Below are 16303 nucleotides of genomic sequence, written 5' to 3'. Positions count from 1 at the left end.
GCCGGCCGCCGCCGCGGTCGCGGCGGCGGCCCCACCCCCACCCGCCGCCGTCCCGGACGAACCGGCGACGGCGCCGGTGGCCAGAGCAGCCAGCAGGACCTCACGCCGCGACGGGCCGTTCAGTGGGCCGTTCACGGGGTCTTTCATTGCGCCACGGCCTTGTACGACCTGAGCCGCGTCAGCAGCAGATGGCAGTTCTGCAGCGAGCCCGAGGTGTCCCCCAGCGACCGGTAGATGCCCCACTTGGGCCGGACCCGGTCGCCGAGGAAGGTGTCCACGCCCGTCCGCGTGACGTCGATCACCGTGCTCCCGCCGTTGCGCACCACCCACCTGACGCCGCCGGAGGAGCCGTCACCGATCCTGATCTCGTAGTCGATGTCGATCCACCTGTCGTGCAGCGGCTCCAGGTCGGTCCGCCCCACGAGGATGTCCGGCTCGAAGACCTTGTGCTCGATGGTCTGCCGGCCCGACACCCGGCGCAGCGACGTGACCGTGATCGGCGAGGTCCCGGTGCCCGGCATCTTGGTCTGGAAGATGTGGGTGAACGTCGTGGTGGCCTTGAGCGTGGCCGGGATGTACATGGAGTAGGTGACCCGCCACAGCTCGCCGCTCCGCCAGCGCAGGAAGGCGCTGCTGGAGGTGCGGTTGCCCGTCACCTCGTGGCGCTGCCGGTCGGTGCTGGTGTCGCGGTCGGCCGTGTGCATGGTGAAGCGGTAGTTGTCGCCCTCGGGACGGATGTGGGGCGCGCCGGCGGGGTGGGAGTCCGCGCGGTCGTCCTCGATGCTCTCCCACGCGCCCATGCCGTTGGCACCGGCCGACGGAGACCACATGAGCTGCCAGGCCATCCCGGCCGGAAGCAGCGTGGGGGCGGCGCGGGACGGCAGGAGCGGGGCGACGGCGGCGGCGCCCGCCAGCAGTCCGAACCGGCGGCGTGACAGTTCCAGGGGTTCACTCATGCCGACACCTCCAGGTAGTCGAGATTGGGGCCGCCGTTCGCGGTGGTGGCCGTGGCCCTGACCGTGTTGGGGCCGGCGGCGAGCGGGGCCGACAGGCTCGTGGACTGCCAGGTCGTCCACGCGCCGGTGCCGGGGAAGGGTTTGGCGGGGGCCACGACCGTGCCGTTGACCGCGATGTCCATCGGCCGGCCCGTGGTCGTGCCGTTGGCGTAGCGCAGGGTGAGCGTGGCGGTACCGGCCGCGGCGGCGGTCACGGTGAACTCCACGTACGAGCCCGCCACGTTGTCGTAGTTGACGAAGCCGGAGCCGGAGAAGCCGGCGTGGTTGGATTCGACGGCGCCCTGGGAGATGAGCGCGCTCTCGGCCTCGTGGCGGTTGCCGGGCGGGGCGCCGTACAGGACGCCGTTGATCCGCACGTCGCGCAGCACGACGCCGTCGGCGTTGGCGATCTGCGGCGCGGGCGTGTCGATCTGGGTGAAGGTGCTGTTCGAGATCGTCACGTTCCTGATGTGGCTGGCGGCCGAGCCGGACAGCTTGATGGCGAACGGGGAGTCGGCGATGTTCAGGCCGTCCACGGTGAGGTTCTGGATGACCGGGTGGACGATCGGGCCGAAGCCGGGGCCGGTGAGGCTGTAGTTCATGTCGATGTAGAGGCCGCCCCTGTCGCAGGGGCCGCCCGTCAGGTTCCGGACGTGGACGCCGTCGACCGTGCCGCCGCGCCGGTTGTTGGTCTTCAGGTAGACCGCGTAGAACGAGCGGTAGCCGGAGCCGGGCAGGATGCGGTTGTTCTCGGCGAAGACGTTGCGGACGCCGCCGGACATCTCGCTGCCGACGGTGATCGCGCCCCAGCGGCCGAGGTAGGTGTTGCCGCGGATGACGATGTCGGTGGACGGCACGCCGACGCGGCGGCCGTCGGTGTCGCGGCCGGACTTGATGACCGTGCCGTCGTCGCCGGTGTCGAACGTGCAGCCCTCGATGAGGACGTCGGAGGAGCATTCGGGGTCGACGCCGTCCACCATGGCGCCACGGCTGAAGATCTTGACCCGCCTGATAGTGATATTTCGGGATAAGACCGGGTGGATGGTCCACATCGCGGGGTTCCTGATGTCCAGGTCCTCGATGAGGATGTTGCGGCAGTCGACGAACTGGACGAGGTTCGGCTTGAGGTAGTGGCCGTCGCCGAACCGGCGCTCCTCGACCGGCACGCCGTCCACCGCGAAGCGCTGCAGGCGGTCCCAGTCGGGGCCGCGCCGGTCGTCGAAGCCGAACCACGGGCCGGCCGCCGCGTTCCCGTCGATGGTGCCGCCGCCGGTCAGGGCGAGGTCACGCTGGCCGCGGGCGTAGATGAAGGGCGAGTAGTTGTAGCACTCGATCCCCTGCCAGCGGGTGTGCACGGCCGGCAGGTAGGAGCCCGCGTCGGAGCGGAACCTGATCGTCGCCCCGGCCTCGACGTGCAGGCGTGTGCCGGACAGCAGGTGGATCTGGCCGGTCCGGTATTTCCCGCCGGCGGGCACGAGCACGGTCCCGCCGCCGGCCGCGTTGCAGGCCGCGATCGCGGCGCGGAAGGCGGGCGTGCAGTCGGTGGTGTCGTCCGGCCGGGCGCCGTGGTCGGTGATGGGGAACGTGCGGTCGGGGAAGACCGGGGGCACGATCCTGGCGAGGATCGCGGGCACCTGGTCCCACGGGGATTCGAGGGTGCGGGCCGTGGCGGGCGCCGGCGGCAGCACGGCGCCCGCCTGCACGGGGACGAGCAGTGCCCCTTTGAGCACGGCCCTTCGGGAGGGAGGCATCGGAGGCTCCAGCGGGGGGTGGATCCGGCGACCGCGCTCCTGCGCGGCCGCCGGCGGCGAAGGGTGAGGGGTTACTGGATGTTGGAGCGCCGGATCGTGTCGGCGGAGCCGTCGCCGTTGTTGTCGGAGTTGGTGGAGCCGAACCAGATGGCGTTGGCGCCGGGCACCTTCTCGACCGCGCGGAGCCGGCCGTACGTGCCGTTGAAGTAGGCGTTGACCGTCGAGACGTTCTCGCCGTTCAGCACGATGCGCCACAGCCGCTGACCGCGCAGCGACGCCATGAAGATCGTGTTGCCGACGATGGCGATGCCGCTCGGCGAGGCCTCGGCGACGGTCCAGGTGCGCTTGGGGTTCGTCATGCCTGAGGTGTCGCAGGTGCCCTCACAGGTGGGCCAGCCGTAGTTGCGGCCGGGCAGGATGAGGTTGAGCTCGTCGCGCGAGGAGTTCCCCAGCTCCGACGACCACAGGCGGCCGGCCGAGTCCCAGGCCAGGCCCTGCGGGTTGCGGTGGCCGTAGCTGTAGACGCGGGTGCCGAACGGGTTGCCGGGCGCGGCGGCGCCGGTCCTGGTGATGCGCAGGATCTTGCCGTTGAGCGAGTCCAGGTCGGGGGCGTTGCCGGACTGCTGGGCGTCGCCGGTGGCGACGTACAGGTGGCCGTCGGGGCCGAACCTGATGCGCCCGCCGTTGTGGTACCGGTTCTTGTCGATGCCCTGCAGGACGCTGGCGTAGCCGCTGAGCGTGGTGCCGTTGAAGCTCATCTTGGCGACGCGGTTGCCCTCGGAGGAGGTGTGCATGAAGAACACCTCCTGGTCGGTCGTGCCGTTCCAGGTGGGCGAGAAGTCCAGGCCCATCAGGCCGCCCTCGCCGTTGGTGGTCTGCGAGTTGGGCACGGTCCCGACCTGCGTCTTGGTCCCCGACGGGGTGATCTTGTAGACCCGGAACGTGTCGCGCTCGGTCACCAGCGCGTACGTGCCGTCGGGCGCCCAGGAGATGTCCCAGGGCACATCCCAGCCGCCGGCGATCGAGGTCGGCGTCTGCGGCACACTGCCGCAGGAGGCGGTGGTGAACGACGCCGACGGCGCGCTCGCGGTGGAGAGCTGCCCGGCGGTGTCCCGCGCCACGACGTGCACCTGGTACGTGCGGGCGCACTCCAGCGGCACACTGGACGTGGTGGCCGGCGGCGTGCCGGTGACCGTGGCGAGCACGGCGCTGGTGGCGTGGTCGCGTACGAGGTAGGCGCGCACGCCGTTGTCGTCGGTGGAGGCCGTCCAGGTCACGGTGGCCGTGGTGGCCTGCACGCCGCTGACGGAGGGCTGCCCCGGCCGCGTCGGCGGGTCGTCGGCCGGCGCGGGCAGCGTCCGGCAGTCGGCCTCGGGGCTGCTCAGGGAGACGTTGCCGGAGGCGTCGCGGGCGAACACCGAGAGCTGGTAGGCGAAGTCGGGGTTGAGCCCGGTCAGCCGGTGCGGTGCCGCCGTCGCGGTCGCGATCTGCTGGCCCTGGTGGTAGATGTCGTACGCCACCACGCCCACGTCGTCCGTGGACGGCGGCCAGTCCAGGGTCAGGGCGTTGTGCGCGATGTCGGAGCACACCGGCTGGCCCGGTGAGGTGGGCTTCTCGGTGTCGCCGGGCCCGCTGACCCGCAGCCGGTCCAGGTTCGGCCCGCCGCCCGCGGTGGTCGCGGTGGCCCTGACCGTGTTGCCGCCGGCGTTGAGCGTGGCGTTGACGGTGGCCTCCTGCCACGTGGTCCAGGCGCCGGTCGCCGGGAAGGACACGGCGGTGGCGGTGCCGTTGACGGAGATCGACATCGGCCGTTCGGCGGTGGTGCCGTTGGCGAAGCGGAAGGTCAGGCTCTGGGCGCCGGCCGTGGCCGCGCTGACGGAGAACTCGACGTACGAGCCGGTGAGGTTGTCGTAGTTGACGAACCCGGAGCCGGTGAACCCGGCGTGGTTCGACTCCACGACGCCCTGCGAGATCGTCGCCGACTCGGCCTGGTAGTCGGTGAAGTTCGACGCCTGGACCTCGGATTCGAGGTAGTCCCAGTTCGGGTTGCCGCCCGCGCCGGCAGCGGTGGCCCGGACCGTGTTGGCCCCCGCGGCCACCTGGGCGGTCAGGGTGAGCGTGGTCCAGGTGGTCCAGGCGCCGGTGACGGGGAAGGAGCGGGCCGCGGCGACGGTGACGCCGTTGACGGCGATGTCGCTGGGCCGGTCGGAGGTGGTGCCGTTGGCGTATCGCAGGGCCAGCGTCGCGGTGCCCGCGGTCGGCGCGTTGATCGTCCATTCGGTGTAGGCGCCGGCGACGTTGTCACCGTTGACGAAGCCGGTGCCGGAGTAACCGGCGTGATTGGACTCCACGACGCCTTGGGAGATCGTCGCGTTCTCGGCTTCGTACCGGGTGGGGGCCGCGCCGGCGGGAAGGGCGGTCATCCCGAGGGCGAGCATGCAGGCGGTGACGCAAGCCCGGGACTTTCTAAATCTCATCGGGCGCTCCTGGCTGAGAGTGATGCCGCGAGTAAGGGGGAGCTTTCCAAACGTTTGCCACAATCCCGCACGGGCGTCAAGACATGGAACGATCCATACTTTAGGAAACTTTCCTAACGTGATGAGACCGATACATCCGATGTAATCGACCGATAGACAAGCGCCACGCCGGGATGTATGCCTTAAAGGCGCAAGGAGATCGGATGCCATGCCCATCGGCATCGCGTCACCACTTGCCCGCCCCAGGAGTGAGACATGCGCCATCTCCGCACGATCACCGCTTTGGCCCTCGGCGGCGTGCTCTTTCTGCAACCGGTTGCCGTGGCGGCCACGCTCTACGAGGCCGAGGAGGGGACGATCTCGCAGGGCGTCGTGGAGTCGAACCACGCCGGGTTCACCGGCTCGGGGTTCGTCAACTTCGACAACGTCACCGGCTCCGCCCTCACCTGGACGGTCGACGCCCCCGGCCCCGCCACACTCGTCTTCCGCTACGCCAACGGCACGGGCGCCGACCGGCCCATGACCGTCGCCGCCGGCGGCACGACCACGACGCTGTCCTTCCCCGCCACCGGCTCCTGGACCTCGTGGCGCACGGTGACCACGCGGGCCGCGCTGGCGGCGGGCGCGAACGTGGTCAAGGCCACGGCCACCACCGCCGGTGGAGGCCCGAACCTCGACTCGCTGTCCGTGGACCCGGCGCCGGACGTCGACTGGTCCAGGGCCGTGGTGGACGCGACGATGGCCCGCCACTCCCCCGCCACGCTCGGCGGCTGGGGCTACACCCGCGGGCTCTACCTGTGGGGCCAGTACCTGGTCTGGCAGCGCACCGGGGAGGCCCGCTACCTCCAGTACGTCAAGGACTGGGCCGACCGGTTCGTCAGCGCCTCCGGCGACATCGGGCAGAGCTTCGGCAATCTGGACAGCATGCAGTCCGGCAACGTGCTGCTCGCCCTCTACCGGGAGACCGGCCAGGCCCGCTACCGTACGGCCGCGGCCCGGATCAGGGCCCGGCTGAACACCTATCCGCGCACGTCGGACGGCGGCTGGTGGCACTCCACGTCCGCCTCGCGCGAGGGCCAGCTCTGGGGCGACGGCGTGTACATGGCGGACCCGTTCCTGGCCCGGTACGGCGCCTGGGTGGCGGCCGACTCCTTCACCGCCACCGAGCCCGCCCGGCAGCTCGAGGTCTACTGGAGCCACCTGCGGCGGACCTCGGGCACGGCCGCCGGGCTGCTCTACCACGCCTACGACGAGCCCGGCGGGCCGACGGCCCCGTGGGTCAAGCCGTCGCTGGGCCACACGAACGGGATCTCGTGGTGCCGGGCGATGGGCTGGTTCGGGATGGCCGTGGTGGACGTCCTCGACCTGCTCCCGGCCGCCCATCCGCGCAGGGCCGCGCTGGTCGCCATCCTGCGCGACCTCGTGCCCGCCTACGCCCGCTGGCAGGACCAGGCGACCGGCCGCTGGTTCCAGATCGTCACCGAGCCGGGCGACCCGTCGAACTGGACGGAGACCTCCTGTTCGGCGATGTACACGTACACGATCGACAAGTCCGTCGAGCGCGGTCACGTGGACGCCTCCTACCAGGTCAACGCCGATCACGGCTATCAGGGCGTGCTGGCCCGGGTCACGCTCGGCGCCGACGGCCGGGCCGAGATCACCGGCATCAGCGAGGGCACCAACGCCAGCGACTCGCCCGCCTACTACTACGGCCGGGCCAGGCCGGTCGGCGACTTCCACGGGCTCGGGGCCTTCCTCATCATGAACGAGCAGCTCAGCCCTTCGTCGCACCCCCGGTGAGCCCCTTGACGAACTGTTTCTGCAGCAGCAGGTAGAACACCAGGATGGGCAGCGTGGCCAGGAACATGAGGGCGAACATGCCGCCGAAGTCGGCGGCGTACTGGCCGAGCGACTTGTAGACGCCCGTCATGATCGTGGTGCCCTCACGCGGCCCGTAGATGATCAGCGGGTTGAGGAAGTCGTTCCAGATCCAGACGCCGAGGAAGATCAGCACGCTCGCGGTGGCGGGCCGCAGCAGCGGGAAGACGATCCGCCAGAACGTCTGCCACCGCGTGGCCCCGTCGATCGCGGCCGCCTCCTCCAGCTCCCGGGGCACCCCCTTCATGAACCCGGAGAAGACGAACACGCCGAACGGCACGTAGTAGCCGACGTTGAACAGCACGAGCCCCTGGAACGTGGACATCAGCCCGAGCGACCTGAGCACCTGGGTCACCGGGATGAGGATGACCTGCGGCGGGATCATCAGCCCGCACAGCAGCAGCACCATGATCGCCCGCGACCACCAGCCGCCGTGCCTGGCCAGGTAGTGGCCGAGCATCGCCGACAGCAGCGTCAGGATCACGATCGACAGGGACGTGACCAGCACGCTGGTGCGCAGCGAGGACCAGAAGAGGCTGTCGGGGCCGGTCAGCACGCGGACCAGGTTGTCCAGGGTCGGCGGCGCGGGCAGCGACATGGTGCCGCCCGCCACCTGCCTGCTCTGTTTGAAGACGTTGATCACCGCGATGTAGAGCGGGATGGCGAAGACCGCCCCCACCGTCAGCGCCACCAGCGGACGCAGCCACGGCAGCCTGGAGCCCGTCATAGTTGCACCTCTCTGCGCTGCAGGATCCGCAGCGTGACGATCGACAGCACGGCGATGACGACCAGCATGACGACCGCCTCGGCGGAGGCGTAGCCGGTCCGGTTCTCCACGAAGCCCTCCTGCAGCACGACGAACGCCACGCTCGCGGTGGTGCCGGTGCCGGGGCCGCCGTTCGTGATGACCTTCACGTGGTCGAAGATCTTGAACGCGGAGATCAGCAGCACGACCGTGTTGATGGTCAGGGCCGGGGCCAGCAGCGGCCAGGTGACGTGCCGGAAGCGCCGTCCCGCGCCGGCGCCGTCGATCGCCGCCGCCTCCGTCAGCTCCTGCGGCACGCCCTGCAGGCCGGCGAGGTAGACGACCACGCAGAAGCCGAGCATCTGCCAGCAGACGATGGAGGACAGGGAGTAGAGCGCGATGCCGGGGTCGGACAGCCAGCCCGGCGGCTCGCGTACGCCGAGCGCCCTGAGCGCCTGGTTGACCGGGCCGTCGTCGGCCAGGACGCGTGTCCAGATCACGCTGATGACCACCGAGCTGATCACCATCGGGGTGAAGAAGACGCTGCGCAGCGCGTTGTAGAGCCAGCCGCGCCGGTCGAGCAGGACCGCGATCGCCACGCCGAGCACGTTCGGGACGATGACCACGATCAGCGTGAGGGTCGTGGTGACCCGGAGCGACTGCAGGAAGGTCTCGTCCCTCAGCAGCAGCCCGTAGTTGCGCAGCCCGACGAACTCCGTCCGCGGCCGCAGCAGCGCCTGGTTGGTGAGGCTGTAGCCGGCGCTCATCACGATGGGCAGCAGCACGAGGCAGACGTAGACGAGCGTGCCGGGCGCGGCGAACGTGAGGAAGTGCCACAGGCCCGGCCTCCGGCGGCGTCTGGCGCGGCTCCCTCGCGTCCTGACGCCGGCGTGGCCGGGCCTGCGCCGAGTGGTGCCGACGGCCATCAGCCGCTCTTCTCCCATTCCGTGTCGAGGAACGAGAGCACCTGGTCGACGTTCTTCTTACCGCTGACCAGGTCCTGTGCGGCCGACCAGAACTTGCCCTGCATACCGGGCAGCATGGCCGCGTCACCCGCCTCCCAGCCGAAGGCCGGGACCGTGGCCTTCTGCTCGACCGCCTGCCGCCACAGGTCGTAGACGGCCTTGAAGACCGGGCCCGTGCCGTCCGGCGGCGTGTACCCCTTGATCGCCGGGAACAGCGCGTCCGCCTTGACCGAGGCGTCCAGGTTCTCCTTGGTGAGCTGGAAGGCCAGGGCGAACTCCTTGGCCGCGGCCATGTTCGCGGCCGTGGCGCTGACGGACAGGCCGCCGCCGGTGAACGCCGGCAGGCGCAGGGAGCCGTCGTCACCGGGCCAGGCGAACACGCCGATGTCGTCCTTCAGGTCCGACTGGTCGGCGGCGGCGGCGAACCAGCTCCCCATCGGGTACATGGCGCCCTTCCCGGCGAGGAACGCCTCCTGGGTCTTGGGGTAGTCCTGGCCGATCTGCCGCTTGTCGATGTAGCCCCTGGCGGTGAGGTCGGCGAACTTCTGGGTGGCCGCCTTCACCTCGGGGGTGCCCGCGAACGTCACCTCGCCGGCGCGCCGTCTGGCCATCCAGTCCGGCGTCCTGGCGTACAGGCCGGTGGCCAGCAGGGCGGTCCAGGGCTGGGAGGTGACGAACACGCCGCCGCTCACGAACGGCGTGATCCCCGCGGCCTTGAGCTTGTCCGCGGCGGCCAGGAGCTCGGCGTAGGTCTTCGGTGGCGCGTCGATGCCCGCCTTGGCGAACAGCTTCCTGTTGTAGTAGACGTTCGGGATCGTCTGCGTGTTGGCCGGGAGCTGCAGCACCTTGCCGTTGACCGCGCCGCACGCCGGGCAGAGGAAGTCCGTAAGCTCCTGCGGGGTCCAGGGCGCCAGGTTCGGCTCCAGGGCGATCAGGTCCTGCATGCCGATCTGCACGTCGGGGAGCTGCCCGGAGGCGGCGAGTTGCTTGGCGTAGTCGTTGCGCTCCGACTCCGACGGGGCGGCGACGAGCTCGACCTCCAGGTTGGGGTGGGCCTTGGTGACCAGCTCCACCTGGGCCTTCCAGTACGACTCCGGCAGGTTCGGCGACGGGAACACCAGGAAGGAGACCCGCTGCTCGCCTCCCGCCGAGGCGGGCGGGCCGGTGCCCGGCGAACCACTGGAACAACCGGTCACCGCGAGGGCGGCGACCAGCGCCATCGTCCAAGACATCCGATCACTGATGAGGCGAATCCGACTCTTGCAGGCGTTCATGTCTCTTCTAAAGGTAGGATGTTCTGCGAGGGTTTCATGAGCCGCCCGTCGCCAGCTCGACGACGTTCGACGGGGTGCCGTAGCGGAACGCGCGCACGCGGTACGCCGCGCGCCGCTCCTCGGGGAGTGTGATCAGGCCGAAGGCGTTGACGTCGGGGTCGAGCAGCGCGACCACCCGGAAGCCGGTCCGGCCCGCCGGGCGGTTCTCCAGGAGGAGGCCGTCCTCGTCGGCGGCGCGGTCGGTCCAGGTGAAGGCCACGCCGTCGGCCTGCACGACCGTGGCCCGCAGGTCGGCCGGCGCCGCTCCCCCGCCGCCGGTGGGCAGCGCGCGGCGCGGGCCGCCCGGGACGGTGCGCGGCTGCGACCAGCCGGGCCCCGGCTCCGGGTACGGCCCGCCGCCGGCGGTCACGTCGACCGCCGCCGACGCCCGGCCTCGGTAGGGCCGCAGGCGGTAGTGGAAGGTGGTGTCCGGGATGAGGTCGGGATGGGTGTAGGCGTGCTCGCCGGGCGGGAGGAAGGCCAGGATGGTGTACGGGCCGCGCGGGTCGGTGGCGAACTCGAGCACGTGCCCGGCGGCCTGCGGATCCTTCCCGTCCCAGCGCAGCGCGACGTCGGTCGGCGACGTCAGCGCGCCTTCCAGCCGCACCCCGCCCTGCCCGCCGGACGCCGCCCGCCGGCCCGCCGCACCCCGCGCGCCGGGATCGGCGACCGGCGGCGCCACGCCCTGCGACCTGGGGCCGGTGGCGACAGGCGACGTGCCCTGGTGGTCGGGGGCGGTGGGGCGGGACGTGGGCGGTCGTTCCGGTGCGGGTGACGGCGGCGTGGCACAGCCCGTGACCAGCATCAGAACCGCCAGCGGGACAACCGCCGCCAGACTCCGCATCGCCGCTCCGCCCTATTTCCGCCAGAACTGGACGCCACTCCACTGGACCGTCGCGGGCCCCTGCCCGCTGTTCGTCCGGTAGGCGCCGAACTTGTCGTAGAAGCTCCCGCTCTCACTGGCCACCGTGTGCTTGAGCGACCCGTTGATATAGGTCCGATGAGTGCTGCCCACGACGTGGACGGTGTTGACGCGGACCGTCGTGCCGACCGTCGCGCCGGTGGCGATCGTGGTGCCGCCGTGCACGGCGTACAGCCGGCCGCCGCGCTCGACGGCGAGCATGAAGAACGGACCGGTCGTCTTGAACGTCTGTTTCAGGCTGATCCGGCTGCCCGGCAGGCTGGTGATCCTGAAATGGCCCTCGAACTGGCGGGTGCCGTTCGAGTAGGTGGCGTAGCGCCGCTCGGCCCGCTGGTCGCCGCTGTTGGTGGAGCAGGACAGGGTGAACGTCAGGTCGCTGACGTCACCACAGCCACGTTCCTGCACGTTGAACGTCGGCGAGTACGACGTCCACGGCCCGGACTCCACCGGATCGGCCGCGGCGGGCAGCGAGGTCGCCAGCAGCAGCCCGGCCACCGGCGCGCCCATGAGGAGTAATCGCATCGATCCTCCAGATTAGGAAACTTTCCTATCGCGCTCTGGAGATTCATAGGACCACTCCGGCTAACCGGGCGTCAAGAGAACCGGTGAACCGGCCTCTTGACGGCGCCCTTTACCTGCGATAGTCATCGGATGTCTGAGGAAGCCGGCCCTCCGAGGGAGCGATCCCGTGAGACTCCGATCCCGTACCGCCTTCGCCACCCTGATCCTCGCTCTGCTCGCCGGCCTGCTCACGGCCCCCGCCGCCCGCGCGGAGGTCGAGCATCCCCGCCAGCGCTGGTTACGCGACTCCACGGCCGGCCTGTTCCTGCACTGGGGCATGTTCACCGCGCCGCGCCACCTCGACTGCGCGGCCTGGGAGCGCGACGTCACCGAGGGCGGCTGGAGCGCGGACTACTGGGTCGACGAGGCTCGCAAGCTGGGCGCCTCGTACATCGTCCTGGCCACGTTCCACAGCAGGCTGGGCTACGCGCGCCCGTGGCCGTCCGCGATCCCCGGGAGCTGCGCCACGCGGCGGGATCTACTCGGCGAGCTGGTGGCGGCGGGCCGGGCGAAGGACGTGCGGATCATCCTGTACATGACCGACGATCCCCAGTGGCACAACGAGCAGGGCGTCGAGACGCTCGACTCGGCCGCGTACTCGGCGTACAAGGGCCGGCAGGTCGATCTGACGACCAGGGCCGGGTTTGGGATGTATAGCTATGACCTGTTCTTCGAGGTCATGGACAAATATCAGGAATTGGCCGGGTTCTGGATCGACAACGACAACGACTACTGGGAGCAGAACCGGCTCTACGAGCAGATCCGCGAGAAGCGGCCGTCCTGGTTGCTGAGCAACAACAACGAGGACACCCCGATCATGGACACGGTCAGCAACGAGCAGAAGACCGGCATGACCCCGGCCTACGACTACCCGCAGGCCGCCTGGACGCCGATGCCGCGCCTGGTCGAGGCCGACTACAAGCTGCCCACCACCGGCGACTGGTGGTACGACGGCGGCAGCCACCCCGTCGACGTCCGCCTGTCCACCGGCCGCTACATCACCAACGCCGGCTCCTCGATGAAGTCGCTGATGGCCGAGACGCCGATGGTCAACGGCCGGTTCCCGCCGCAGCAGGAGGAGTTCAACGCGTTCATGTCCACGTGGGTCCCGCCGATCAAGGAGTCGCTGCAGGCCACCGAGGGCGGCGGCTACATGTACGGCGGCCTGCAGCCCGGCTCCTGGAACGACGGAGCCCACGGCGTCGTCACCCTCCGGCGCGGCGACGACAGGATCCAGTACGCGCACGTGGTGACCAGGCCCACCACCGACCTCGTACGGCTGCGCGACAACGGCTACCGCGTGACCCGGGTCAGCGACCTGCGCACCGGCAAGCGGATGCGGTTCAGCCAGTCCGGCGGCTTCCTGACGGTCCTCGGCATCACGGCGTGGGACCCGTACGACACGGTCTTCAAGGTGGAGACGGCCGGCCGGCGGCACTTCCACCCGCAGACGTCGCTGAAGGCGAGCGCCACCGCCAAGGCGGAGCACCCGGCCGCGGCCCTGGTGGACGGCGACTTCCAGCGCTACTGGGACGCCGACGCCACGCTGCCCGTCTCCCTCACCCTCGACCTCGGCCACCGGCGCAAGGCCGCCTACCTGGCGGTCAACCAGCGCGAATGGTCACCGACCTACGCCCGCGAGACGTTCGGCCGTCCCGAGGACTCGGCGCGGATCAAGGACTACCGCGTCTACGTCAGCGACGACGGCAGGAACTGGGGCAGGCCCGTACGCGCGGGCGCGATGCGCAGCGCGCGCGGCACCCAGCTCGTCGACCTCGGCGAGCAGCGGGCCCGGTTCATCCGGCTCGAAGTGCTGAACACCTGGGCGGGGCCGCAGGCGCCACGGTTCCTGCGGCAGTTGCAGATCGACGAGATCAGGGTCGCGTCCGCGTACCCGCTCTCCGCCGGGGCCGCGGTGCCGCTGGAGGCCGAGAGGCAGCTCCGGACCGGTGCGGCGCGGGTCGAGCCGTGCGCGGCGTGCTCGGGCGCGGCCAAGGTGGCGGGGCTGGGCGGCGGGCCGCGTCACGCGATCACGTACCGCGAGGTCACGGTGGCGGCGGCGGGCGACTACCGGTTGCAGCTCGACCACACCTCCGCCGCGCCGTCGTCGCTGTCGGTCTCCGTCAACGGCGCCGCCCCGGTCGAGGTCGCGGTCCCGGGGGACAACGCGGGCGTGCCGGCCTCGACCGCGCTGCCGGTGCCGCTGCGCGCGGGCGCCAACACGGTCACGCTGTTCAGCACGGCCGCCAAGGGGCCGGGGGTCGATCGGATCGCGGTCGCGCCGATGCCGCCCGCCTCGTACGTCCCCAAGACCACCATGACCGTCGAGCCCTCCGGCCTGCAGTGGGCCGGTCCCGGGCAGCAGACGATGAAGGTGTCGGCCCGGCTGCGGCTCGACGCCGACGACGCGCTCGACCGCGTGACGCTCGCCCCTGCCGTGCCCGCGGGCTGGTCGATCGACGGGGCGCCCGTCACGGCGGCCACGCTGCGGCTCGGGCAGGTCGTGGAGGGCACGTGGACCCTGACGTCCCCGCCCGGCCAGGACGTGACGGCGACCGACATCCCCGTCAGGGCCTCGTTCGAGGTGCTCGGCCGCCAGGGCGACGTCACCCGCCAGCTCCGCGTCCGCCCCCGTCCGGCCGACCGGGTGTTCATGCGGGAGGCCGAGGACTCGCGCAACCAGCTCGGCAGCGCCGGCGTCACGAGCTGCTCGCCGTGCTCGGGCGGCCAGAAGGTCCGCAACCTGGGGGGCGCGGCGGACGCGTACGTGCTGTTCGAGGATGTGACAGTGGAACGGGCGGGCGAGCACACGCTGTTCATCGACTTCACCGTCAACGGCGACCGCTCGTACTTCGTGACGGTCAACGGCGGGACGCCGGTGGAGGTGAAGGTGAGCGGCGTAGGCAACAACACCCCGTACACCACCTCGGTCCCCGTCACCCTGCGGGCCGGAACCAACACCATCAAACTCCACAACGACACGACCGCGGCCCCCGACCTGGACCGAATCTCCCTGAACTGAAACCGGACCAACGATCCGGCGGGGTCCCTTCCTGGGGGCCTGCGCCGGGGGATCTGCGGCTTTCCGGCCTAGGGTGGGCCCATGGACATCGCCACGGCGGCCAAGCTTTGGGACGCCTCCCCCGGCTGGCTCAACACCGCCTCCTACGGCCTGCCCCCGCGCCGCGCGTTCGACGAGTTGCAGGCCGTGCTGACCGAGTGGCGGCACGGCAGCAGCGACTGGAAACCGTGGGACGCCTCCGTGGGACGTTCCCGCGCCGCCTTCGCGCGGCTCGTCGGCGCCCCGACCGCCGACGTGTCCGTGAGCTCCACCGTGTCCCAGATCATGTCCACCGTGGCCACCGCCCTGCCAGCGGGGGCCGAGGTCGTCGTGCCGGAGATCGAGTTCACCAGCAACCTGTTCCCGTGGGCGGTGGCCGCCAACGTGCGGACGGTGCCCGCCGACCGGATCGCCGACGCCATCGGCGACGGCACCGCCGCCGTGGCCTTCAGCCTGGTCCAGTCCGCGACCGGATACGTCGCCCCGTTGCGGGACATCGTGGCCGCCGCCAGGGCTCATGACGCGCTGGTGATCGTGGACGCCTCGCAGGCGTGCGGCTGGCTGCCCGTCGGCGTCGAGGGAGTGGACGCGCTGGCCTGCGCCGCCTACAAGTGGCTGATGGCGCCGCGCGGCGCCGCGTTCGGCTACCTGTCGCCGCGTCTGCGTGAGCGCATGCGTCCGCTGGCCGCCAACTGGTACGCGGGCGCCGACGAGGGCGGCTCCTACTACGGCCCGCCGCTGCGCCTGGCGGACGACGCCCGCGCCTTCGACCTGTCCCCGGCCTGGTTCTCCTACGTCGGCGCCGCCCCCGCCCTCGAACTGCTCGGCGAGATCGGCGTCGAGCGGATCCACGAGCACAACGTGGCCCTGGCCAACCGGTTCAGGACCGGCCTCGGCCTGCAACCCTCCGACACGGCCATCGTCTCGGTGGACGCCCCCGGCGAGCGGCTGGAGGCGGCGGGTGTGCGGGCGGCCGTCCGGGCGGGCCGCGTACGCGCCAGCTTCCACCTCTACACCACGAGCGACGACGTCGACCGAGCCCTCGACGCACTGACCTGAGGGCCGGTCTGAGCGCTGGCCTGAGGGCCGGTCTGGGTGCCGGAGTGCTGACGTGGGCGATCACGTCAGCTCCGCTCCGTTGTCATCGCTCGCCGGCAGGGTGGCCGAGGATCAGTACCAGCGCGTCCAGTAGGCGTTCCCAGTCGGCTTCCGACAGGTCCCGGCGCAACGGGGTGGCGACGGCGGCCAGGGCGTTGACGAGGGTGGCGCGTACCGTGGCGTCGTCCTCGCCCAGCAGGCCCGCCAGCGTGCCGGCCGCGCGGCGGAAGCGGCGGCCGCGCGCGAACTCCGGCAGGGACGGCGGCGGCGCGGGCGGCGGCTCCGGCGCCTGGTCGGCCAGGGTGATCACCAGCCGGGTCCCGAGGGCTTCGGCCAGCCGGTCGAGGGCGGAGACGGTGGGGTTGCCGCGGCCGTTCTCCAGGTTGGCGACGTACGGCACCGACAGCCCGGCGTCGGCGGCGACCGTGGCCACCGTCCGGCCGAGTGCGGCCCGGCGGCCCCGGAGCCGCCGGCCTAGCTCACGTGGGTCCATATCTTGACAGAATAGTCGATGAGGGCTTTTCTTTTCACGGAATA

Annotated in this window: 12 protein-coding genes; 3 read left to right on the top strand and 9 right to left on the bottom strand. The window is 71.1% G+C overall.

The genetic code is table 11. From position 1 onward, the window contains the following. Positions 1-143: 143 nt before the first annotated feature. The 3 genes from AB0I15_RS51310 to AB0I15_RS51300 form a co-directional block, all read right to left on the bottom strand. A complete protein-coding gene (locus tag AB0I15_RS51310; protein ID WP_358113923.1) occupies positions 144-956 on the bottom strand; it encodes a hypothetical protein in 813 nt (270 codons plus the stop codon). Then, entirely contained in the window at positions 953-2746 is a 1794-nt protein-coding gene (locus AB0I15_RS51305) for a glycosyl hydrolase family 28 protein (RefSeq protein ID WP_358113921.1), read from the bottom strand. The genes AB0I15_RS51310 and AB0I15_RS51305 overlap by 4 nt, the downstream gene beginning before the upstream one ends. A 71-nt stretch (positions 2747-2817) precedes the next feature. Further along, positions 2818-5223: a PQQ-dependent sugar dehydrogenase gene (locus AB0I15_RS51300; protein ID WP_358113919.1), complete on the bottom strand. Its 2406-nt coding sequence runs from the start codon at positions 5221-5223 to the stop codon at positions 2818-2820. A 255-nt stretch (positions 5224-5478) separates the two neighbouring features. Between AB0I15_RS51300 and AB0I15_RS51295 the strand changes: the two genes are divergently transcribed. After that, positions 5479-7023 carry a glycoside hydrolase family 88 protein gene (locus AB0I15_RS51295; RefSeq protein ID WP_358113917.1) on the top strand — a complete coding sequence of 515 codons (1545 nt, stop codon included), beginning with the start codon at positions 5479-5481 and terminating at the stop codon, positions 7021-7023. On the opposite strand, the gene AB0I15_RS51290 is transcribed toward AB0I15_RS51295, so the two are convergent. From AB0I15_RS51290 to AB0I15_RS51270, 5 genes are all read right to left on the bottom strand, one after another. Continuing rightward, entirely contained in the window at positions 6998-7828 is an 831-nt protein-coding gene (locus tag AB0I15_RS51290) for a carbohydrate ABC transporter permease (protein ID WP_358113915.1), read from the bottom strand. The two genes, AB0I15_RS51295 and AB0I15_RS51290, sit on opposite strands and share 26 nt — an antisense overlap. Next, on the bottom strand, positions 7825-8772 hold the full coding sequence (locus AB0I15_RS51285) for a sugar ABC transporter permease (protein ID WP_358113913.1): 948 nt from the start codon (positions 8770-8772) through the stop codon (positions 7825-7827). The genes AB0I15_RS51290 and AB0I15_RS51285 overlap by 4 nt, the downstream gene beginning before the upstream one ends. After that, a complete protein-coding gene (locus tag AB0I15_RS51280; RefSeq protein WP_358113911.1) occupies positions 8772-10043 on the bottom strand; it encodes an extracellular solute-binding protein in 1272 nt (423 codons plus the stop codon). Before AB0I15_RS51280 ends, AB0I15_RS51285 begins: the two co-directional genes overlap by 1 nt. Positions 10044-10119: 76 nt before the next feature. Next, the gene (locus AB0I15_RS51275; protein WP_358113909.1) at positions 10120-10968 is read right to left on the bottom strand and encodes a hypothetical protein; all 849 of its coding nucleotides are present in this window, start codon (positions 10966-10968) and stop codon (positions 10120-10122) included. Positions 10969-10980: 12 nt separating this feature from the next. Next, positions 10981-11568, bottom strand: a complete 588-nt coding sequence (locus AB0I15_RS51270; RefSeq protein WP_358113907.1) for a hypothetical protein — start codon at positions 11566-11568, stop codon at positions 10981-10983. Between the two features lie 166 nt (positions 11569-11734). Between AB0I15_RS51270 and AB0I15_RS51265 the strand changes: the two genes are divergently transcribed. Both AB0I15_RS51265 and AB0I15_RS51260 read left to right on the top strand, forming a co-directional pair. Next, on the top strand, positions 11735-14629 hold the full coding sequence (locus tag AB0I15_RS51265; RefSeq protein ID WP_358113905.1) for a CBM35 domain-containing protein: 2895 nt from the start codon (positions 11735-11737) through the stop codon (positions 14627-14629). An 81-nt stretch (positions 14630-14710) separates the two neighbouring features. Then, entirely contained in the window at positions 14711-15727 is a 1017-nt protein-coding gene (locus AB0I15_RS51260; protein ID WP_358113903.1) for an aminotransferase class V-fold PLP-dependent enzyme, read from the top strand. An 82-nt stretch (positions 15728-15809) separates the two neighbouring features. Here AB0I15_RS51260 and AB0I15_RS51255 read toward each other — a convergent pair whose 3' ends face one another. Beyond that, entirely contained in the window at positions 15810-16259 is a 450-nt protein-coding gene (locus tag AB0I15_RS51255) for a helix-turn-helix transcriptional regulator (RefSeq protein ID WP_358113901.1), read from the bottom strand. Positions 16260-16303 lie beyond the last annotated feature (44 nt).

Source organism: Nonomuraea sp. NPDC050643 (assembly GCF_040654715.1).
Taxonomy (GTDB): Bacteria; Actinomycetota; Actinomycetes; order Streptosporangiales; family Streptosporangiaceae; genus Nonomuraea.
This window is presented reverse-complemented; position numbering and strand designations above follow the sequence as displayed.

Excerpts from the sequence above, each read along its gene's own strand:
- AB0I15_RS51310 (WP_358113923.1), bottom strand. The coding sequence starts at position 956 with ATGAGTGAACCCCTGGAACTGTCACGCCGCCGGTTCGGACTGCTGGCG.
- AB0I15_RS51305 (WP_358113921.1), bottom strand. The coding sequence starts at position 2,746 with ATGCCTCCCTCCCGAAGGGCCGTGCTCAAAGGGGCACTGCTCGTCCCC.
- AB0I15_RS51300 (WP_358113919.1), bottom strand. The coding sequence starts at position 5,223 with ATGAGATTTAGAAAGTCCCGGGCTTGCGTCACCGCCTGCATGCTCGCC.
- AB0I15_RS51295 (WP_358113917.1), top strand. The coding sequence starts at position 5,479 with ATGCGCCATCTCCGCACGATCACCGCTTTGGCCCTCGGCGGCGTGCTC.
- AB0I15_RS51290 (WP_358113915.1), bottom strand. The coding sequence starts at position 7,828 with ATGACGGGCTCCAGGCTGCCGTGGCTGCGTCCGCTGGTGGCGCTGACG.
- AB0I15_RS51285 (WP_358113913.1), bottom strand. The coding sequence starts at position 8,772 with ATGGCCGTCGGCACCACTCGGCGCAGGCCCGGCCACGCCGGCGTCAGG.
- AB0I15_RS51280 (WP_358113911.1), bottom strand. The coding sequence starts at position 10,043 with ATGTCTTGGACGATGGCGCTGGTCGCCGCCCTCGCGGTGACCGGTTGT.
- AB0I15_RS51275 (WP_358113909.1), bottom strand. The coding sequence starts at position 10,968 with ATGCGGAGTCTGGCGGCGGTTGTCCCGCTGGCGGTTCTGATGCTGGTC.
- AB0I15_RS51270 (WP_358113907.1), bottom strand. The coding sequence starts at position 11,568 with ATGCGATTACTCCTCATGGGCGCGCCGGTGGCCGGGCTGCTGCTGGCG.
- AB0I15_RS51260 (WP_358113903.1), top strand. The coding sequence starts at position 14,711 with ATGGACATCGCCACGGCGGCCAAGCTTTGGGACGCCTCCCCCGGCTGG.
- AB0I15_RS51255 (WP_358113901.1), bottom strand. The coding sequence starts at position 16,259 with ATGGACCCACGTGAGCTAGGCCGGCGGCTCCGGGGCCGCCGGGCCGCA.